Source organism: Nitrospirota bacterium (genome assembly GCA_016180645.1).
Classification (GTDB): Bacteria; JACPQY01; JACPQY01; order JACPQY01; family JACPQY01; genus JACPAV01.
Genome location: JACPAV010000033.1, coordinates 41,439 through 55,887, shown reverse-complemented (window position 1 = coordinate 55,887; position 14,449 = coordinate 41,439). Strand labels below are relative to the sequence as shown.

The window sequence follows — 14,449 nt, the reverse complement described above, 5'->3', positions numbered from 1 at the left end:
TGCGTTCTGCCGGTCTTCTATTTCTTTCCCTCCAGAGGGGGAACACGGCCCACAAACAGGCCTTCCGGCGACACGTAGGTCACCCACTTCTGATTCAACGATAGATCCGGATATCGCTCGATGACTCCCGGCGTCTGGGTCAGATTGTACGATTTCAATTTTTTCAGATCCGCCAGGATGATTTCCGAGGAAACCACCTCATCCCCGGCCTTCTGCACCCGCTCGAAAACGGCCTTGTCATACCACCATCCCCAACGGACGTTTTGCCCTTCGCCCAAATCCACCACGAAGTCTGTGGCCGTACCGATCAGGTAGGCGCGACCTTCATCGCTCTGAGCCGCGATGACGCGCTGGTTGTGGGAAAGATTGGGATTCAAGAGATCGGGAGGAAGTTCGAATCGGTATCCGCGCCGCGTGTGGTCGGCCCGCATTTTCCAAAGCGTGCCCGCGGCCTCCGTCACACCCACCACACCCCACCGCTGCATTCGCCCTTTTTCGAAGGCCGGAACGCGATCGGATGACATGTAGTGGCGTACCTCGAGCGTGCGATCGTACCTCACCACGGTCTGGAACTCGGTGGGACGAAACCAGGAGAGATGAAGGAAGCCCTTTTCCACCGGTCCGCGGTAGTCGATCCTCTCCTTGTCCAGATCCACGATCATGAACGTCCAATGCGGCGGTCCATCGTGTAGGGCGGCCATGTCCTTGGGCTCGCGGATGTTGAAGATGATTTTCGTGCCGTCAAAGGAAAAGGCGTAGTCCCGACCCGATCCGTACGCCGGCGAAATCCGGAGAACTTTGCCGTCGGTCAGCCGGATCACCCACAGGCCCCGGCGGTTCTTCCGCGTCACTCCGATGTACCGCATGCCCGGCGCCCATTTCGGCTCGGCCAAATCCTCTGCCGCGATGATCTGTGTTACATCGGAGAGCGGCGGTCCGCTTGCCGCTTCCTGCCTCCAGTGGACCTTCCCCTCCGGCGGATCCAACAGTTGAGCGTTGGCTTCGACGCCCCCAAGAAGCAGCAGCGCCACCAGTCCGACCCCAAAGCTGACCGCTGACCGCTGAAAGCTGATCGCCATTCTAGTTCCTCGCATACGCATCCAGATAGTTCTTGATCCACTTCACCGAGCGCACGTATCCCTGCGTCTCACGATACGGCGGAACTCCGTTGTAGGCCACCACCTTTTCCGGGCCCGCGTTGTACGCGGCGAGGGCCAGCGTGACATCCCAATTGAACCGGTCCAGCATTTCCTTGAAATACCGGATGCCGCCGCAGATGTTCTCCCTGGGATTGAAGGGATTCCGCACCCCCATCTTGCGGGCCGTCTCCGGCATGAGCTGCATCAGCCCCATGGCGCCCGCGCGTGAAACGTCGATCGGATTCCCGGTGGACTCCTGGATGATAATCGCCTTGATGAGCGTGACCGGAAGTCCGTGCGCCCGGTTGCAGTCGCGGATGTCTTCCCCGAACTGATCCACCCGCTCCGAATAGGTCCGGATCGAAGCGTAGGTCTTTCCCGGCTGCGGGAGCGTCGAAATGTAGTTGAGGATCGCGGATACGATCTTCTGCGCATCGTCATCACCGCGGACCTGAAGAAGCATGCCGTAGATCTGAAGCGAAGGCGCAAAACGCGGATGCCCCAACCCTCGAAGGAGCATCGTGGGCCGGTTCCGATTCAGCTCAAAATAGCGGTCCAAGTAGTAGAGGTCCGAGTGGTTGGCCAGGAGGACGGCCTCCTCCGCCGGGTATCCGAGAAGTTGATATTTCAAAGGCGAATCTGCTTGCGCGAGGGATACGACCGCGACGAGCGGCACAAGCCCGAGGAGAAAGGCCCGGGGCCTCTTCAGGATCGAAGGCAATCCGGCCACAAGGGTCCACCTCCAACCCACCGGGCCTGCTCAAGGCGGCGGCCGATAGATTCGCCGCCCGCGCGAATTCCGCGCCGCATGCGATTCAGCCGGGGGACCTCTGTTCCGGGATGGGTGGAGGACTCAGGCTTCAAGAGCGTCCTTGAGGTTGCTCAGGTAGGAGGACACCGTCTTCTCCAGCTCGGCCCGCGCCATCTTCTGGGCGACCAGCTTCAGCAGGCGCGTGATGTCCAACTGGGATTCGACGTTGAGCTCCAGCGTCAGCAGTGTTCCTTTCCCCTTGGGTTCGAGGGTGAACGACCCCTCAACCTCGGCATTCCCGGAGCCCGGGATGCTCTGCCAGCGTACCTCCTTGTTCTTGACCGTTGAAAACTTCGTCTCGTACGCCACCTCAATGGCGTACTTGCCGGGACCCTTCGGTTCGAACTCCCATCGATAGACATCGGGTTTGACCTTCGAAAATTTCCGCACCCCTGGCAGGTGTTTGGCGGATTTCGGGTAGTTCGTGAGGAGGGCGAAAACGTCCTCCGGGTCCGCATCGATCTCAACCGTTTTCTTGGATTCTCCCGTAAGTTCAATCATTGAAAGCAGTCGTACTATTATATAGGATCGGACGCAGGAGGAAAAGTCATTTCGGCATGTTGCCCTTCCAGGAAGCCCTGAAATCCGGCGAATTCGTGGTTACCGCGGAGTTCGCCCCCCCGAAAGGGGCGGACCTCTCCGTCCTCCGCCAAAGGGTCGAGATGGTCCGCGGGCACGTCCACGCCGTGAACTTGACAGACTGTCAACTCGCCGTCATGCGGATGAGCTCTTGGGCGGCGGCCCTGGAAGTGCTGCGCGGAGGGGTGGAACCGATCTGTCAACTGACCTGCCGCGACCGCAACCGGATCGCCCTCCAAGCCGACCTCCTGGGTCTCTGGGCGCATGGGATCAAGACCGTTCTGGCCCTCACGGGCGATGGCGTCGTGTTCGGCGACCAGAAGGAAGCGAAAGGCGTGTTCGAGATGAATTCGATCCGCCTCTTGAAGACCATTGAGACGCTCAATTCCGGGAAGGATCTCTCCGGCCACGAGCTCCGCGGCGCGACCGGCTTCTTCGCCGGGGCCGCGCTCAATATTTCGGTCGGCAATATCGAGCCCCACATCAAGAAACTCGAACGCAAGCTGGCCGCCGGTGCGAAATTCATCCAGACGCAGCCGATCTTCAGCCTGGCCCAATACGAGAGTTTCAGGCGGCAGGCGGCGTACCTCAATCATGCGGCTATCCTCCCCGGCATTCTGTACCTGAAATCCGCGGAGGGTGCGCGGCGCGCGGCACAGATGGTCCCCGGCGTCGAGCTCCCCCAGGACACGATCGATCGCCTTGAGAAGTCGCCCAATCCCAGGAAGGAGGGCGTCAAGCTCGCGGCCGAACTTTTCCGGGCCTTCAAAAAGGACAGCCCGGGCGTTCACCTCATGACGCTGTCGAGCGCCAAGGCCGCTCTTCAAATTCTCGAAAAGGCCGGTTAGCGATTCCCGCCGAATCTTTCATCCGCCGGCTCGCTCCGGGCGAACTTCCCCTGATCCTCGGCCACCGCGGCGCGCCGCTCGAAGCGCCGGAAAACACTATCCCCTCTTTCCGCCGCGCGATGGATCTCGGCGCCGACGGCGTGGAGCTGGACGTCCAACTCAGCCGCGATGGCGCCCTCATGGTATTTCACGACGAACTTCTATCGCGGACCACCAACGGCGAGGGCAAGCTCACCGCGATGACCTTCGCGGAATTGCGGGCGTTGGACGCCGGATCCCGCTTCAACCGCTCCTTCGCCGGAGAGAAGATCCCCACTTTGGACGAAGTTCTCGCGATCCTGCCGGACGGTGCCGTGGTCGACGTTGAGATGAAATCCGAAACCCCGGAGCCCGAGCCCCTCGTTGAAACCACCCTCCGGACGGTCCGGCCGTACGCGCCCCGCCTCCGCCTCTACCTGAGTTGCTTCTCACCGAAGTTTCTGGACCTGGCAAGATCGAAGGGCTGGGTCGGCGAGATCGGAGTCCTCACCGGGGATGATCACTGGGATTGGTCCTTCGCCAAGGCGCGAACACTCGGAGCCAACATCGTTCTCCCCTACCATGAAAATTTCGAGAAGGTGCCCGCGCCGGACACGAGCTATTTCTTGATGCCCTACACGGTAGACGATCCCGACCGAGCTCTGGCCCTACTCCGTGCCGGATGCAAAGGGATCATCTCCAACCGACCGGGTTTCCTGAAATCCGCACTCCGACCGTAGGTTGACATGGGCGACCCAGTTGATAGCATCAAGTTAGGCCCTTATTCCGCCGTCAAGGGGTGCCAGCCATGGATGGTGCGGTACTCGCCGCACCAAGCCGAGCAGGATAGTGAGGCATTTCAACGGCGAGTGAGGTTTGAGCTTGGGACTAACCTCTGCCGGGGGCCTGAGTCCCGTCGTCCTGATTCCAGCCATGGACGGTGCGGTACTTGCCGCCACGGAGAGCCGTCCCAGGGACGGGCGGCGCTGGAACGGCAAGTGCCCATCATCCGCGGGAGAAGGAGGCCCCATGCTCGACAAAGTGCAGGCAGCGATCGAAAAGATCCGACCGGCGCTGCAGATGGACGGCGGCGATGTCGAACTCGTTGCCGTGGAAGAAGGCGGTGTAGTGAAAATACGGCTTCAAGGCGCGTGTACGGTGTGCCCCAGCATCGGGATGACGCTGCAATACGCCATCGAGAAGAGCATCAAGGAAAACATCCCGGAGGTCACCCGCGTGGTGAATCTCGAACCCAGAGCGGAGAATCATGCCTGAAGTAATGACCGGCCAGCCCTCGGAAGTCATCCTCACTCGATTGGATGAAGTGCGGAACTGGGGCCGAAAGAACTCCCTCTGGCCGCTCCCTATCGGCATTTCCTGCTGCGCCATCGAAATGATGGGCATGCTCGCGCCCAAATTTGACGTCTCGCGTTTTGGCGCCGAAGTCCTGCGCTTCTCCCCCCGCCAATCGGACCTCATGATCGTGGCCGGCACTCTCACCTACAAGATGGCCAACGCCGTCCGCCAACTCTACGAACAAATGCCCGAGCCGAAGTGGGTGGTGGCCATGGGCACCTGCCTCTGCACGGGCGGGATGTTCGACAGCTATCCGGTGGTGCAGGGACTCGACAAAGTCGTCCCGGTGGACATCTACGTTCCGGGGTGCCCTCCCCGACCGGAAGGCCTCATCTACGCCATCCAGAAAATTCAGGACAAAGTGTCCAAGAGCAACGGGCAGGGTCTCGTGGAGAAACTGCCGCCCAAAGACGAATCCATCAAAGTGCCGCTTCCCGGCCTTCGGCAGATCGAGCCGAGGGAAGGCGACAACATCATGATCCTGAACATGGGGCCCTCCCATCCGGCGACTCACGGCGTGCTTCGACTCATTCTCGAACTCGATGGCGAGCGCGTGCTCCGGTGCATTCCGGATCTGGGCTACCTCCATCGAGGATTCGAAAAGTTGGCCGAAAACCGAACACACACCCAGTTCGTCACCTACACCGACCGGCTTGACTATCTGGCGCCTCTATCCAACAACGTGGCGTACATCCTCGCCGTGGAGAAACTGCTGGGCGTCGAGGCTCCGCCGCGGGCCCAGTACATCCGGACAATCTGCTGCGAGCTCGCGCGGATTTCGGCCCATCTGCTCGGCATCGGAACCCACCTGCTCGATCTCGGAGCTCTTTCGGTCTTCTTCCTGACGTTTCGCGATCGTGAAGAGCTGTACACCATTTTCGAGAAGATCACCGGCACCCGCATGACCACAAGTTACACGAGGGCGGGCGGCGTGGAGCGCGACCTCACGCCCGAAGCCGAGGCCTTGATCCGGAAATTCTTGGCCGAGTTTCCTGCGAAGATCGACGAGCTGGACCGGCTGGTCACCGGAAACAAAGTCTTCCTGGAGCGCGCCCGCGATGTGGGCGTGATCTCCAAGGAGGAAGCCGTGGCCTACAGCCTGACCGGGCCGAACCTCCGAGGCTCTGGGGTTCCGTACGACCTGCGGCGAGCCAAACCGTACCTGGTCTACAACGATCTCGATTTCGAAGTCCCGATCGCCTACGAGGGGGACGCCTTTTCGCGCTATCTCGTCCGCGTCGAGGAGATGCGACAGAGCCTCCAGATCGTCCGTCAGTGTCTGGAGAAACTACCGCAAGGCGAGTACATGGCGGACATCCCGAACGTGACGCTTCCCAAGCGGGACCGTGTGTACGCCGAAATGGAAGCGCTCATCCACCATTTCAAGATCGCCTCGGAGGGCTACCACGGTCCCGAGGGCATCGAGGTCTACCACGGCATCGAGAATCCGAAGGGTGAGCTCGGTTTCGGGATCATCGGGAGTGGCGGCGCCATTCCCTACAGGCTCCGCATTCGTTCTCCTTCCTATATCAATCTCCAAATTCTTCCCAAGATGGTGGAGGGCCGGTTGCTCTCGGACGTGATCACCTGCATCGGCTCGCTCGACATCGTCTTGGGCGAGATCGACCGATAGGTCTCCAAGCAGGTCATGGGTAGGCGCAGGCTTTAGCCTGCGGGAATTTCTCAACGGCCGTGCCCCTAAACGTCGTTCTCCTCAACCCCGAGATTCCCTGGAACACGGGAAACATCGGGCGGACGTGCGTTGCCGTTGGCGCAACGCTCCATCTTGTCGGCAAGCTGGGTTTCAGGATTGAATCGAAGGAAATCCGCCGCGCGGGGCTCGACTACTGGCCGAATCTCAGATGGCAGCATCACAAAGACTTCGACGCCTTTCTCCGTGCCCTGCCCACCGATGCTTCGCTCCTGTTCTTCTCCGCCAAAGCGAAGCCCCTATTTTGGAACGCCCCGTACGAGCGCGACAGCTTCCTGATTTTCGGAAGCGAATCAAAAGGGCTGCCGTCCGCGCTCCACCGGCAATTCCGCAACCGTTTCTATCGGATCCCCATTCGGCCTTCCGCACGATCTCTCAACCTCTCCACCGCCGCCGGCATCGTGCTGTACGAGGCGATGCGGTCCGGCGTGATGCCGGCCGTACTCGCGACGATTTCGGCGGGCAGGAAGCCCGCGATACCGAGGCGAGTGCGACACACCACAAGATGATCCTCGTCCGACGTTGAATCGCAGGGCCGTTCGGCTAAGCTCCCAGGGTGGCCGGAGGGATCAAGTTTCGGAGAAACCGACGCGCCGGGAAGCGAGACATCGTACTGGCCGATTCCACACTCACCCGCACGCTTGTCCACATCGAAAGACACATCCATGAAGAAATCGAAACTGCCGACCTGGCTGAAGTCGCCGAGCTATCGGTCGTTCACTTCCGCGCCCGATTGCGCCGAGCCCTCGGGGAGCCCCTCGCGCGCTACATTCGGAGGTTGCGTCTCGAACGGGCGGCGATGTTTCTGACGTTCACCCGCGATCCGGTGCTGGACATCGCCCTGTCTTGCGGCTTCGACAGTCATGAGGGTTTCACGCGAGCCTTCCACCGAACCTACGGGAAATCGCCGCAAGCCTACCGGGAGTGCCGGCGAGGCGCTGCCGAAGACTTTCAAAGACGGGCGGTCAACCTTCCTGTTCGGCTCGTCGAGCGTCCTTCATGGCGGGTGGCCTTCATTCGATTCGTCGGCCCGACTCTGGGGGCCGGAACGATCTGGCCGCGGTTGCTTCGCCTGGCCCGCGATCAAGGCTGGGCGAAGGCGGCGGGAAGGATGGTCTCCCTGCACTATGAAAACCCCTCCGTTCTCACGGATTCGGCTCGCGTCCGCTACGATGCCGGCATCACCGTAGAGCCGGAATTTGAAGGCAATGACCAAGTGGCCGTTCAGGACCTGCCGGGCGGAACGGATGCGGTAGTGAGCTTCTTTGGGAGGGTGGAGGAGTTGGAGGATTTCTGGCACCGCTTTGCCATCGGATGGATGATGCCTGGACCCTATGCGTGGCGCGACGACCGGTTCTTTGATGTGTACGAAACACCTCCCGAGCCTTGGCTCTATCCGGAGGCCGCCGAAAGGCAAGCCCGCCTACCCTTCTCGGCCGAACTACATATTCCCGTGGTGAAAGGCCGTCTCTCCCCGGAACCCCTCCCCGCCGAGTAGCGACCATCAAAACGGTCAAGCAGACTGTGCGTCCCCTCAGTATATTTTGCCCATGGCAACACTGATTATTTCACTGATCATCGTCGCGGCTCTCGCCGTCCTTTTCGGTTGGCTGGCGCGTCGGGCTTGGCTCGCGCATCGAGCTTGGCTCAAATGGCCGGGAGTCGCCCTCGCGGGGATTTTCACCCTGCTCATGGGTTGCCTGGTCGTCGTGGGCGCCAGAGGCACTTATAAGCTCTACGCCCGCCACAGCCCGCTCCCCGCGATCCGACCGATTGAAATTACACCCGGGCGGGTCGCTCGCGGGCAGATGATCGCCGCCTCCCTCTGCGCGGCATGCCATGCGACCAACGGCGGCCTTCCCTTGAGCGGCGGCCGGAGCCTGTCGGATGACGCCGGACTTCCGCTGGGCGACGTCTACCCACCCAACGTCACTCCCGGTGGCACGATTCAGGACTGGACCGACGCCGAGCTTTTTCGGGTGATTCGCACAGGCGTGAATCGCGAAGGCCGCAGCACGGTGATGTCGATGCTCGGTTCGCGACTGTTGAGCGACGAGGACACCGAATGCCTAGTCGCTTATCTGAGGTCGGCCCAGAGCGTCCAGAATGAGACCCCAGCCTACCGCCCCACGCTCCTCCTTGCGCTCTTCATCGGCGCCGGGCTCATGCCCATCGACCCCGCGCCGGCCGTGGAACGGGCCGCGCCTCCGAGGGCCGTGACGCCAGAGTACGGAAAATACGTGTTGGATTTCGTCAGTTGCGATGGGTGTCACGGACCGAAATTGGATGGCCGCGCTCCTCCTCCGAATCCTCCGGCGCCGAATCTGACGCTCATCATGCCCCGCTGGTCCAAAGAGGATTTTTTCAAGGCCATGCGGACCGGCGTCACGCCCGATGGCCAAGTGATGAAAGACACCATGCCCTGGCGCGCGATGGGGCAACTGGAGGACATGGAACTGGAAGCCCTGTACGTCACTCTCCACGCCCTGGAGCCGATCCCCTGACAAGCCTGTGATTTTCGGTGACAGTATACTCTATTTCTATAAATTAAGTATACTGTCACTGTTATTTCCTACGCCCTGAACTGGGCGAGGAAGAGGTCGGCCATTTCGGTCAGGTTGGCAAATCGGTAGTCGGGGACGACGGACGTCCTGGGGACCGGCCCACGCTCGATCAAGGCGGTCTTGAACCCCAGTCGGTGGGCAGGAAACAGATCGTATTTCGTTCCGAAGGCACAGTGGATCATCTCTTCGGGTGGTGTCGTCGTCGCCTCCAGCAGCTTCTTGAAGTGCTTGGGGTTGGGCTTGTAGCATTGCACCTGCTCGGCCGTGACGACGACGTTGAAGAAAACCCCCAATCGCTTTTGAGTCAGTTTCACCAGGTCGTCGTCCATGTTCGTCACCAGCGCGATCAGATAGCGATTCTTGAGTCGCTCCAGGGCGGGGCGGACGTCCGGGAACGGCTCCCAAGTCTTCAGTGAGACCACGAAATCATTCGCGTCTCGCGAACTTGGCTTCAAGCGAAGTCCGCGCATGACTTTCGCAAAACTCTCTTTCATGACATCGCGGTAGGGCCGATAGGGCCTCAGAAGTCCGAATTGGATGCGCTCCCATTTCCGGAACAGTTCGTCGAGATCGGTCTCGCGGTCCTTTCGGGCGAGAAACCGCCGGAACGCCCCCTGGATGCCTGACTTCCAGTCGATGAGCGTTCCGTAGCAGTCGAACGTCAGCCAGCGCGTGGCCGGGAAGATGAGGCGATTGGCTGCGGGGAGCAAGGAGTTACTTGGCGGCCTTGGCTTCCTCCGGAATGCGCATGCCGTAGAACGACCGATAAACGAACACGAGCGCCACGAGGAAAAAGACCGAGCCAATGGCCCATTTCAGGTTCTGCGATTGCATCGTCACCGCGATCTCGACCGCAAGCAGACCGAAGAGAGTGGTGAACTTGATGACCGGGTTCAGCGCGACGGACGAAGTATCCTTGAACGGATCACCCACGGTATCGCCGACCACGGTCGCCTCATGCAGCGGCGTGTTCTTTTGTTTCAGATCCACCTCCACAACCTTCTTGGCGTTGTCCCATGCGCCGCCCGCGTTGGCCATGAAGATCGCCTGGAAGAGGCCGAAGAATGCCATGGCGACAAGGTAACCGATGAAGAAGTAGGGGTTGAAGAACGCCAAAGCCAAGGTCATGCAGAAGATGACGATGAAAATATTGATCATGCCTTTTTGCGCGTAGATCGTGCAAATCTCCACAACTTTCTTGCTGTCCGCAATAGAGGCTTTCGTGGCATCAAGCTTGATGTTCTCCTTGATGTACACGACCGCCCGGTAGGAACCCGTCACCACCGCCTGCATCGAGGCGCCGGTGAACCAGTAGATGACCGCGCCGCCCATGAGGAGTCCGAGGATGACCTCACCCTGCACGAGACTCAATCGGAGCGCTGCGTTCCCGAACATGTGTTCGAGAAGGAGGATGATGCCGAAGACCATGGTGGTGGCGCCGACGACGGCCGTACCGATGAGGACCGGCTTGGCCGTGGCTTTGAACGTATTGCCCGCGCCATCCCCTTTTTCGAGAAGATCCTTCGCATGTTCCAAGCTGGCCTCGATTCCGAACTCCTTTTTGATCTCCTGCTTTACGCCGGGAATCTTCTCGATCATCGAGAGTTCGTAAACGGATTGCGCGTTGTCCGTCACCGGGCCGTAGCTGTCGACTGCGATTGTCACCGGCCCCATGCCCAGGAACCCGAAGGCCACGAGGCCGAAGGCGAAGATCGGCGCGGCGAAGCTATATTCGGCCGGCATGATCGCGAGGAGCGAGGGCTGTTGCGAGACCAGATACGCGATCAGCATGAGAATCAGGATCAGCAGTCCTTCCCAGAAAGCCGAGAAATTCCCGGCGACGAGTCCGGACAGAATGTTGAGCGATGCGCCTCCCTGGCGCGCGGAGTTGACGACCTCGCGGACGTGTCCCGAGTTTGTACTTGTAAAGATCTTGGTGAATTCCGGAATCAGCGCGCCGGCCGCCGTGCCGCAGGAGATGATGACCGCAAGCACCCACCAGAGATCGCCGTAGTCACCCAGCAAGAGGTAGCTGGCGATAAACGTGACAGCGATCGAGATCGCGGAGGTGAGCCACACCAGCCGGGTGAGCGGCACTTCGAAATCGATTTCCTTCTTGTCGCCCAAGAGCGCGCGATTCACGGCATTGTTCGCAAAGTAGGACACGAGCGAGGTCAGGATCATCAGGATGCGCATGACAAAGATCCACACGATGAGCTGGCCGCAGATTTCCGGCTTGCCGACCAGGGCGAGCGCGAGAAAAGCGATGAGCGCCACACCGGTGACACCGTAGGTTTCGAATCCGTCCGCGGTGGGGCCGACGCTGTCGCCCGCGTTGTCGCCCGTGCAGTCGGCGATTACTCCGGGATTCTTCGGATCATCTTCCGGCAGGTGGAAAACGATTTTCATAAGGTCCGATCCGATGTCCGCGATCTTGGTGAAAATGCCGCCGCAGATGCGGAGGACGCTCGCGCCGAGCGATTCGCCGATGGCGAATCCGATGAAGCACGGTCCCGCCAATTCCTGGGGCAGGAATGACAGAATGCAGATCATGAAGAAAAGTTCGACGCTGACGAGAAGCAGCCCAACACTCATTCCGGATTGCAGCGGGATCGCGAGGACATCGAGTGGTTTCTTATAGAGGGAGGCGAACGCCGTACGGGAGTTTGCAACCGTATTGATCCGAATGCCGAACCACGCCACGCCGTACGACCCGAGGATGCCGAGAACGGAGCAAGCCAGGATGACCACGAGATTGCCGATGGGCGCCCCTTGAAGGCCGACGAAGTAATAGCCCATGCAGAGTGCGATCAGCGCCCACAGAATCGCAAGGAACTTACCCTGCTGCGTAAGGTACGTTTTGCAGGTTTCCCAGATCATGTTCGACACGTCGCCCATCGCCTTGTGCACGGGAAGGGCCTTCGTCTGCTTGTACTGGATCACGCCGAAGATCGCGCCGATGACACAAATGACGAGGCCGAGATAAAGCAACGACATTCCCGATACGCTGGTTCCGAGGACATTGAAACTGACGGAGTCGAGAGGCGGAAGTTTGAGATCGGCCTCGCCCGCGAGGGCGGGGAGAACGGGCAGCAGCATGACGGCGAGAATGGCCGCTAGGGTTCGAACGATGGCGGCGATGCGTGGTTTTACCATGAATCACTCCTTCTGGATTAGTTGCGGGCTCCGAACGGCTTTTTCCTGCTCTTACGCCCCCGCCTTAATAGTCTTTGACGCCCCCTCTTGTCAACTGGTAGCATGACCGACGTGAAGTGGGGAGCCATGGGCATGACGTTTCTTTTTGCCGCTTGCCTTGTTCGACCTGCGGGCGCCCAAGATTCACCGATCGACATCGAGCACAACGCTTGGATTTCTTCCGCAAATAATTCGGATCTTAAGCCCTCGCCCAGGCAAAAGTTCGAACCCAAAAGCCCCTACCTGGCTGGCGGATTGGCGGTGGGATCCATTCTCGGATTCTGGGGGATTGCAGCACTCAATGACAGACTTTTTTTCAAGCATGACGGATGGAATTACTACTCTATCCCACCCATGGCCTTGTCGATAGCGGTTACCCCAAGCGCGGGACATATCTATGCCAAGGAATACCGCCACGCGCTTGTTTTCTCAGGGCTTCGCCTCGGGCTATTTGGAACGATGGTCGCTGTGGCCCCAGCGGCACTTATTGCCGATGACAAATCGCTGGGCACGATTGCCGCGTTTGCAGGCATTGGGTGGTTCGCCCTCTTTGTATACGATCTTGTCGATGCACCGCGAGCGGCCCGCCGGTATAACGACCGGAAGCGAAAAGAACTGGAGCGTGGTCGGAAGGAGCGTTAAATCAGCCGGGCGCGGGAGCGGAGGGTGGGACCGCCATTCCCCAGGCGTTTCGTCTGCATCGGCTGGCCCTTGCCGCAGTTGGGAACGGGATAAATACGGAAGTCATTGCCCACGGCGTCGACGTTCATGAAGAACTCGCGGCTATCAGAGAACATTCCACCATCCCGGTAAAGTTGTCCGATCTTGCCGTTGCGGATTTCGTAGACTTTCCGCGCTGAGATCCGAAAGTTTTCACGCGACTCCGAGATCGACGGGATCTTGTGCCCGACGAGATAGTAGCCGTGCTCCACGTCGCCGAGGATGGACTTTGGATCGTCCTGACCGGGTGCGAAGACGGTCGTCGACATCCGGATGAGCGGGACCATCGGCGCGGAAGTCGCCTTGTAGTGGCCGTTGGGCGTCGAGACCAGTCCGGCGCCACGCAGCATCGCCGAGGTCTGCAGACTGTTCATGAAACCACGGAAAATTCCGTTCTCCACGTGCATGACTTTCCCCCCCGGTACGCCTTCGTCATCGTAGGCGTAATAGCCGTAGCCGGGCAACGAGGGGTCGGAATAGGCCGAAAGTTTTTCGGACGCGATGCGCCGGCCGAGGAGATTGTCCTTCGCCGAGCCGAACAGCCATGTCCGCCCCGCGTACGCCGTCTCCATCTTGAGCGCGCGGTCCAGTTCCACCGGATGACCGACGATCTCGTGCACAAGCAGCGTGTTGTAGTGAGGGTCCGTCACCACCACCACCGGCTTTTCCGACACCGGGAGCCGCGGCGCCGAGCAGAGTTGAACCACATCATCGGCGAGAACGCCCATGAAATCTTTGAATCGGGGGAAGCGTTCGTAATCCGTCTTCATCCCGTCGGAAAGAAGCTCCCACCCCACATTCGATCCCAGAGTATCGTAGGACTCCTGCGTGACGCCGTCCTTTTCCGCCACAACGTACGCATCCCCTTCCGCCAAGGCCCACGACTGATCGACGCAGGAACCGGCCGAATTCACGAAAAGCTGGCGGCGCAGCGCGATCATGGCAGCGGAATACGCATATTTCACCGCCTTCCCCTTCGCCATGGCCCCTGCCGCCGCGTCCCGAGCCGTCTCCAAAACTTCCTTCAGCGGCACTTTTCGCGGGTCGTGTTTGAACCTCGCGGGGATGACCGCCTCGGCCACCGGGGCCTTTGCGAGTTCGCAAGACCAAAGGGAGTCGCCCAACGGACCGAACGATGCCTTTGACGCCTCCTTGGCCTTGGCCCCCGCACGCGCCCGTTCGTACGCGTGGCTCAATGCGGGCTTCAAGACTCTTGAGATCCGCCCTACGTCGCCCGGTCCCAAGCGCATTCCGTAATAGCCGGGAGCAACCGGGGAATCGGGCGCTGCGGAGCCTCGGGCAAGGACTCTCACACCGAGGCTGATCTCCACGTCCTGCTCGGCCATTCGAGGCTCGCCGCACTCGCTCATTCCCCAGCGGCTCTCTTCGATTTCCAAGCGGACATCCGCGTATTCGAATCCCGGTTTTCGGCGGCCAAAAACGCGGACCCCTTCCCTAACCGTTCCCTTGACCTTGCGAATGTGATCGGTTGTGACCGATGTCATGCT

The 14,449-nt window shown here is 60.2% G+C and carries 14 protein-coding genes; 8 read left to right on the top strand and 6 right to left on the bottom strand.

Annotated features, from left to right (window positions below):
• Window positions 1–17 precede the first annotated feature (17 nt).
• The 3 genes from HYT87_16985 to HYT87_16975 form a co-directional block, all read right to left on the bottom strand.
• Window positions 18–1,079 carry a hypothetical protein gene (locus tag HYT87_16985; protein ID MBI2061436.1) on the bottom strand — a complete coding sequence of 354 codons (1,062 nt, stop codon included), beginning with the start codon at window positions 1,077–1,079 and terminating at the stop codon, window positions 18–20.
• A 1-nt stretch (window position 1,080) separates the two neighbouring features.
• The gene (locus tag HYT87_16980; protein ID MBI2061435.1) at window positions 1,081–1,659 is read right to left on the bottom strand and encodes a lytic transglycosylase domain-containing protein; all 579 of its coding nucleotides are present in this window, start codon (window positions 1,657–1,659) and stop codon (window positions 1,081–1,083) included.
• A 333-nt stretch (window positions 1,660–1,992) separates the two neighbouring features.
• On the bottom strand, window positions 1,993–2,451 hold the full coding sequence (locus tag HYT87_16975) for an SRPBCC family protein (GenBank protein MBI2061434.1): 459 nt from the start codon (window positions 2,449–2,451) through the stop codon (window positions 1,993–1,995).
• A 56-nt stretch (window positions 2,452–2,507) separates the two neighbouring features.
• On the opposite strand from HYT87_16975, the gene HYT87_16970 reads away from it, so the two are divergent.
• The 7 genes from HYT87_16970 to HYT87_16940 all read left to right on the top strand — a co-directional run bounded on the left by HYT87_16970 (window position 2,508) and on the right by HYT87_16940 (window position 8,966).
• Window positions 2,508–3,377: a methylenetetrahydrofolate reductase gene (locus HYT87_16970; GenBank protein ID MBI2061433.1), complete on the top strand. Its 870-nt coding sequence runs from the start codon at window positions 2,508–2,510 to the stop codon at window positions 3,375–3,377.
• Window positions 3,378–3,379: 2 nt separating this feature from the next.
• Window positions 3,380–4,135, top strand: a complete 756-nt coding sequence (locus HYT87_16965) for a hypothetical protein (GenBank protein ID MBI2061432.1) — start codon at window positions 3,380–3,382, stop codon at window positions 4,133–4,135.
• 289 nt (window positions 4,136–4,424) lie between these two features.
• Window positions 4,425–4,670, top strand: a complete 246-nt coding sequence (locus tag HYT87_16960; protein ID MBI2061431.1) for a NifU family protein — start codon at window positions 4,425–4,427, stop codon at window positions 4,668–4,670.
• Window positions 4,663–6,384, top strand: a complete 1,722-nt coding sequence (gene nuoD, locus HYT87_16955; protein MBI2061430.1) for an NADH dehydrogenase (quinone) subunit D — start codon at window positions 4,663–4,665, stop codon at window positions 6,382–6,384. Before HYT87_16960 ends, nuoD begins: the two co-directional genes overlap by 8 nt.
• Window positions 6,385–6,443: 59 nt before the next feature.
• Window positions 6,444–6,971: a tRNA (cytidine(34)-2'-O)-methyltransferase gene (locus HYT87_16950; protein ID MBI2061429.1), complete on the top strand. Its 528-nt coding sequence runs from the start codon at window positions 6,444–6,446 to the stop codon at window positions 6,969–6,971.
• Between the two features lie 47 nt (window positions 6,972–7,018).
• Entirely contained in the window at window positions 7,019–7,960 is a 942-nt protein-coding gene (locus tag HYT87_16945; protein MBI2061428.1) for an AraC family transcriptional regulator, read from the top strand.
• A gap of 52 nt (window positions 7,961–8,012) precedes the next feature.
• Complete coding sequence (locus HYT87_16940) at window positions 8,013–8,966, top strand: cytochrome c (GenBank protein MBI2061427.1); 954 nt, start codon at window positions 8,013–8,015, stop codon at window positions 8,964–8,966.
• A gap of 68 nt (window positions 8,967–9,034) precedes the next feature.
• Here the strand turns inward: HYT87_16940 and HYT87_16935 are convergent, their stop codons facing one another.
• Both HYT87_16935 and HYT87_16930 read right to left on the bottom strand, forming a co-directional pair.
• Window positions 9,035–9,736 carry an HAD-IA family hydrolase gene (locus tag HYT87_16935; GenBank protein MBI2061426.1) on the bottom strand — a complete coding sequence of 234 codons (702 nt, stop codon included), beginning with the start codon at window positions 9,734–9,736 and terminating at the stop codon, window positions 9,035–9,037.
• Window positions 9,737–9,740: 4 nt separating this feature from the next.
• Entirely contained in the window at window positions 9,741–12,182 is a 2,442-nt protein-coding gene (locus HYT87_16930) for a sodium-translocating pyrophosphatase (GenBank protein MBI2061425.1), read from the bottom strand.
• 102 nt (window positions 12,183–12,284) lie between these two features.
• Here HYT87_16930 and HYT87_16925 point away from each other — a divergent pair, with 102 nt between their 5' ends.
• Window positions 12,285–12,863: a hypothetical protein gene (locus HYT87_16925; GenBank protein MBI2061424.1), complete on the top strand. Its 579-nt coding sequence runs from the start codon at window positions 12,285–12,287 to the stop codon at window positions 12,861–12,863.
• Here the strand turns inward: HYT87_16925 and HYT87_16920 are convergent.
• Window positions 12,860–14,446, bottom strand: a complete 1,587-nt coding sequence (locus HYT87_16920) for a TldD/PmbA family protein (protein ID MBI2061423.1) — start codon at window positions 14,444–14,446, stop codon at window positions 12,860–12,862. The two genes, HYT87_16925 and HYT87_16920, sit on opposite strands and share 4 nt — an antisense overlap.
• Between the last annotated feature and the right edge of the window lie 3 nt (window positions 14,447–14,449).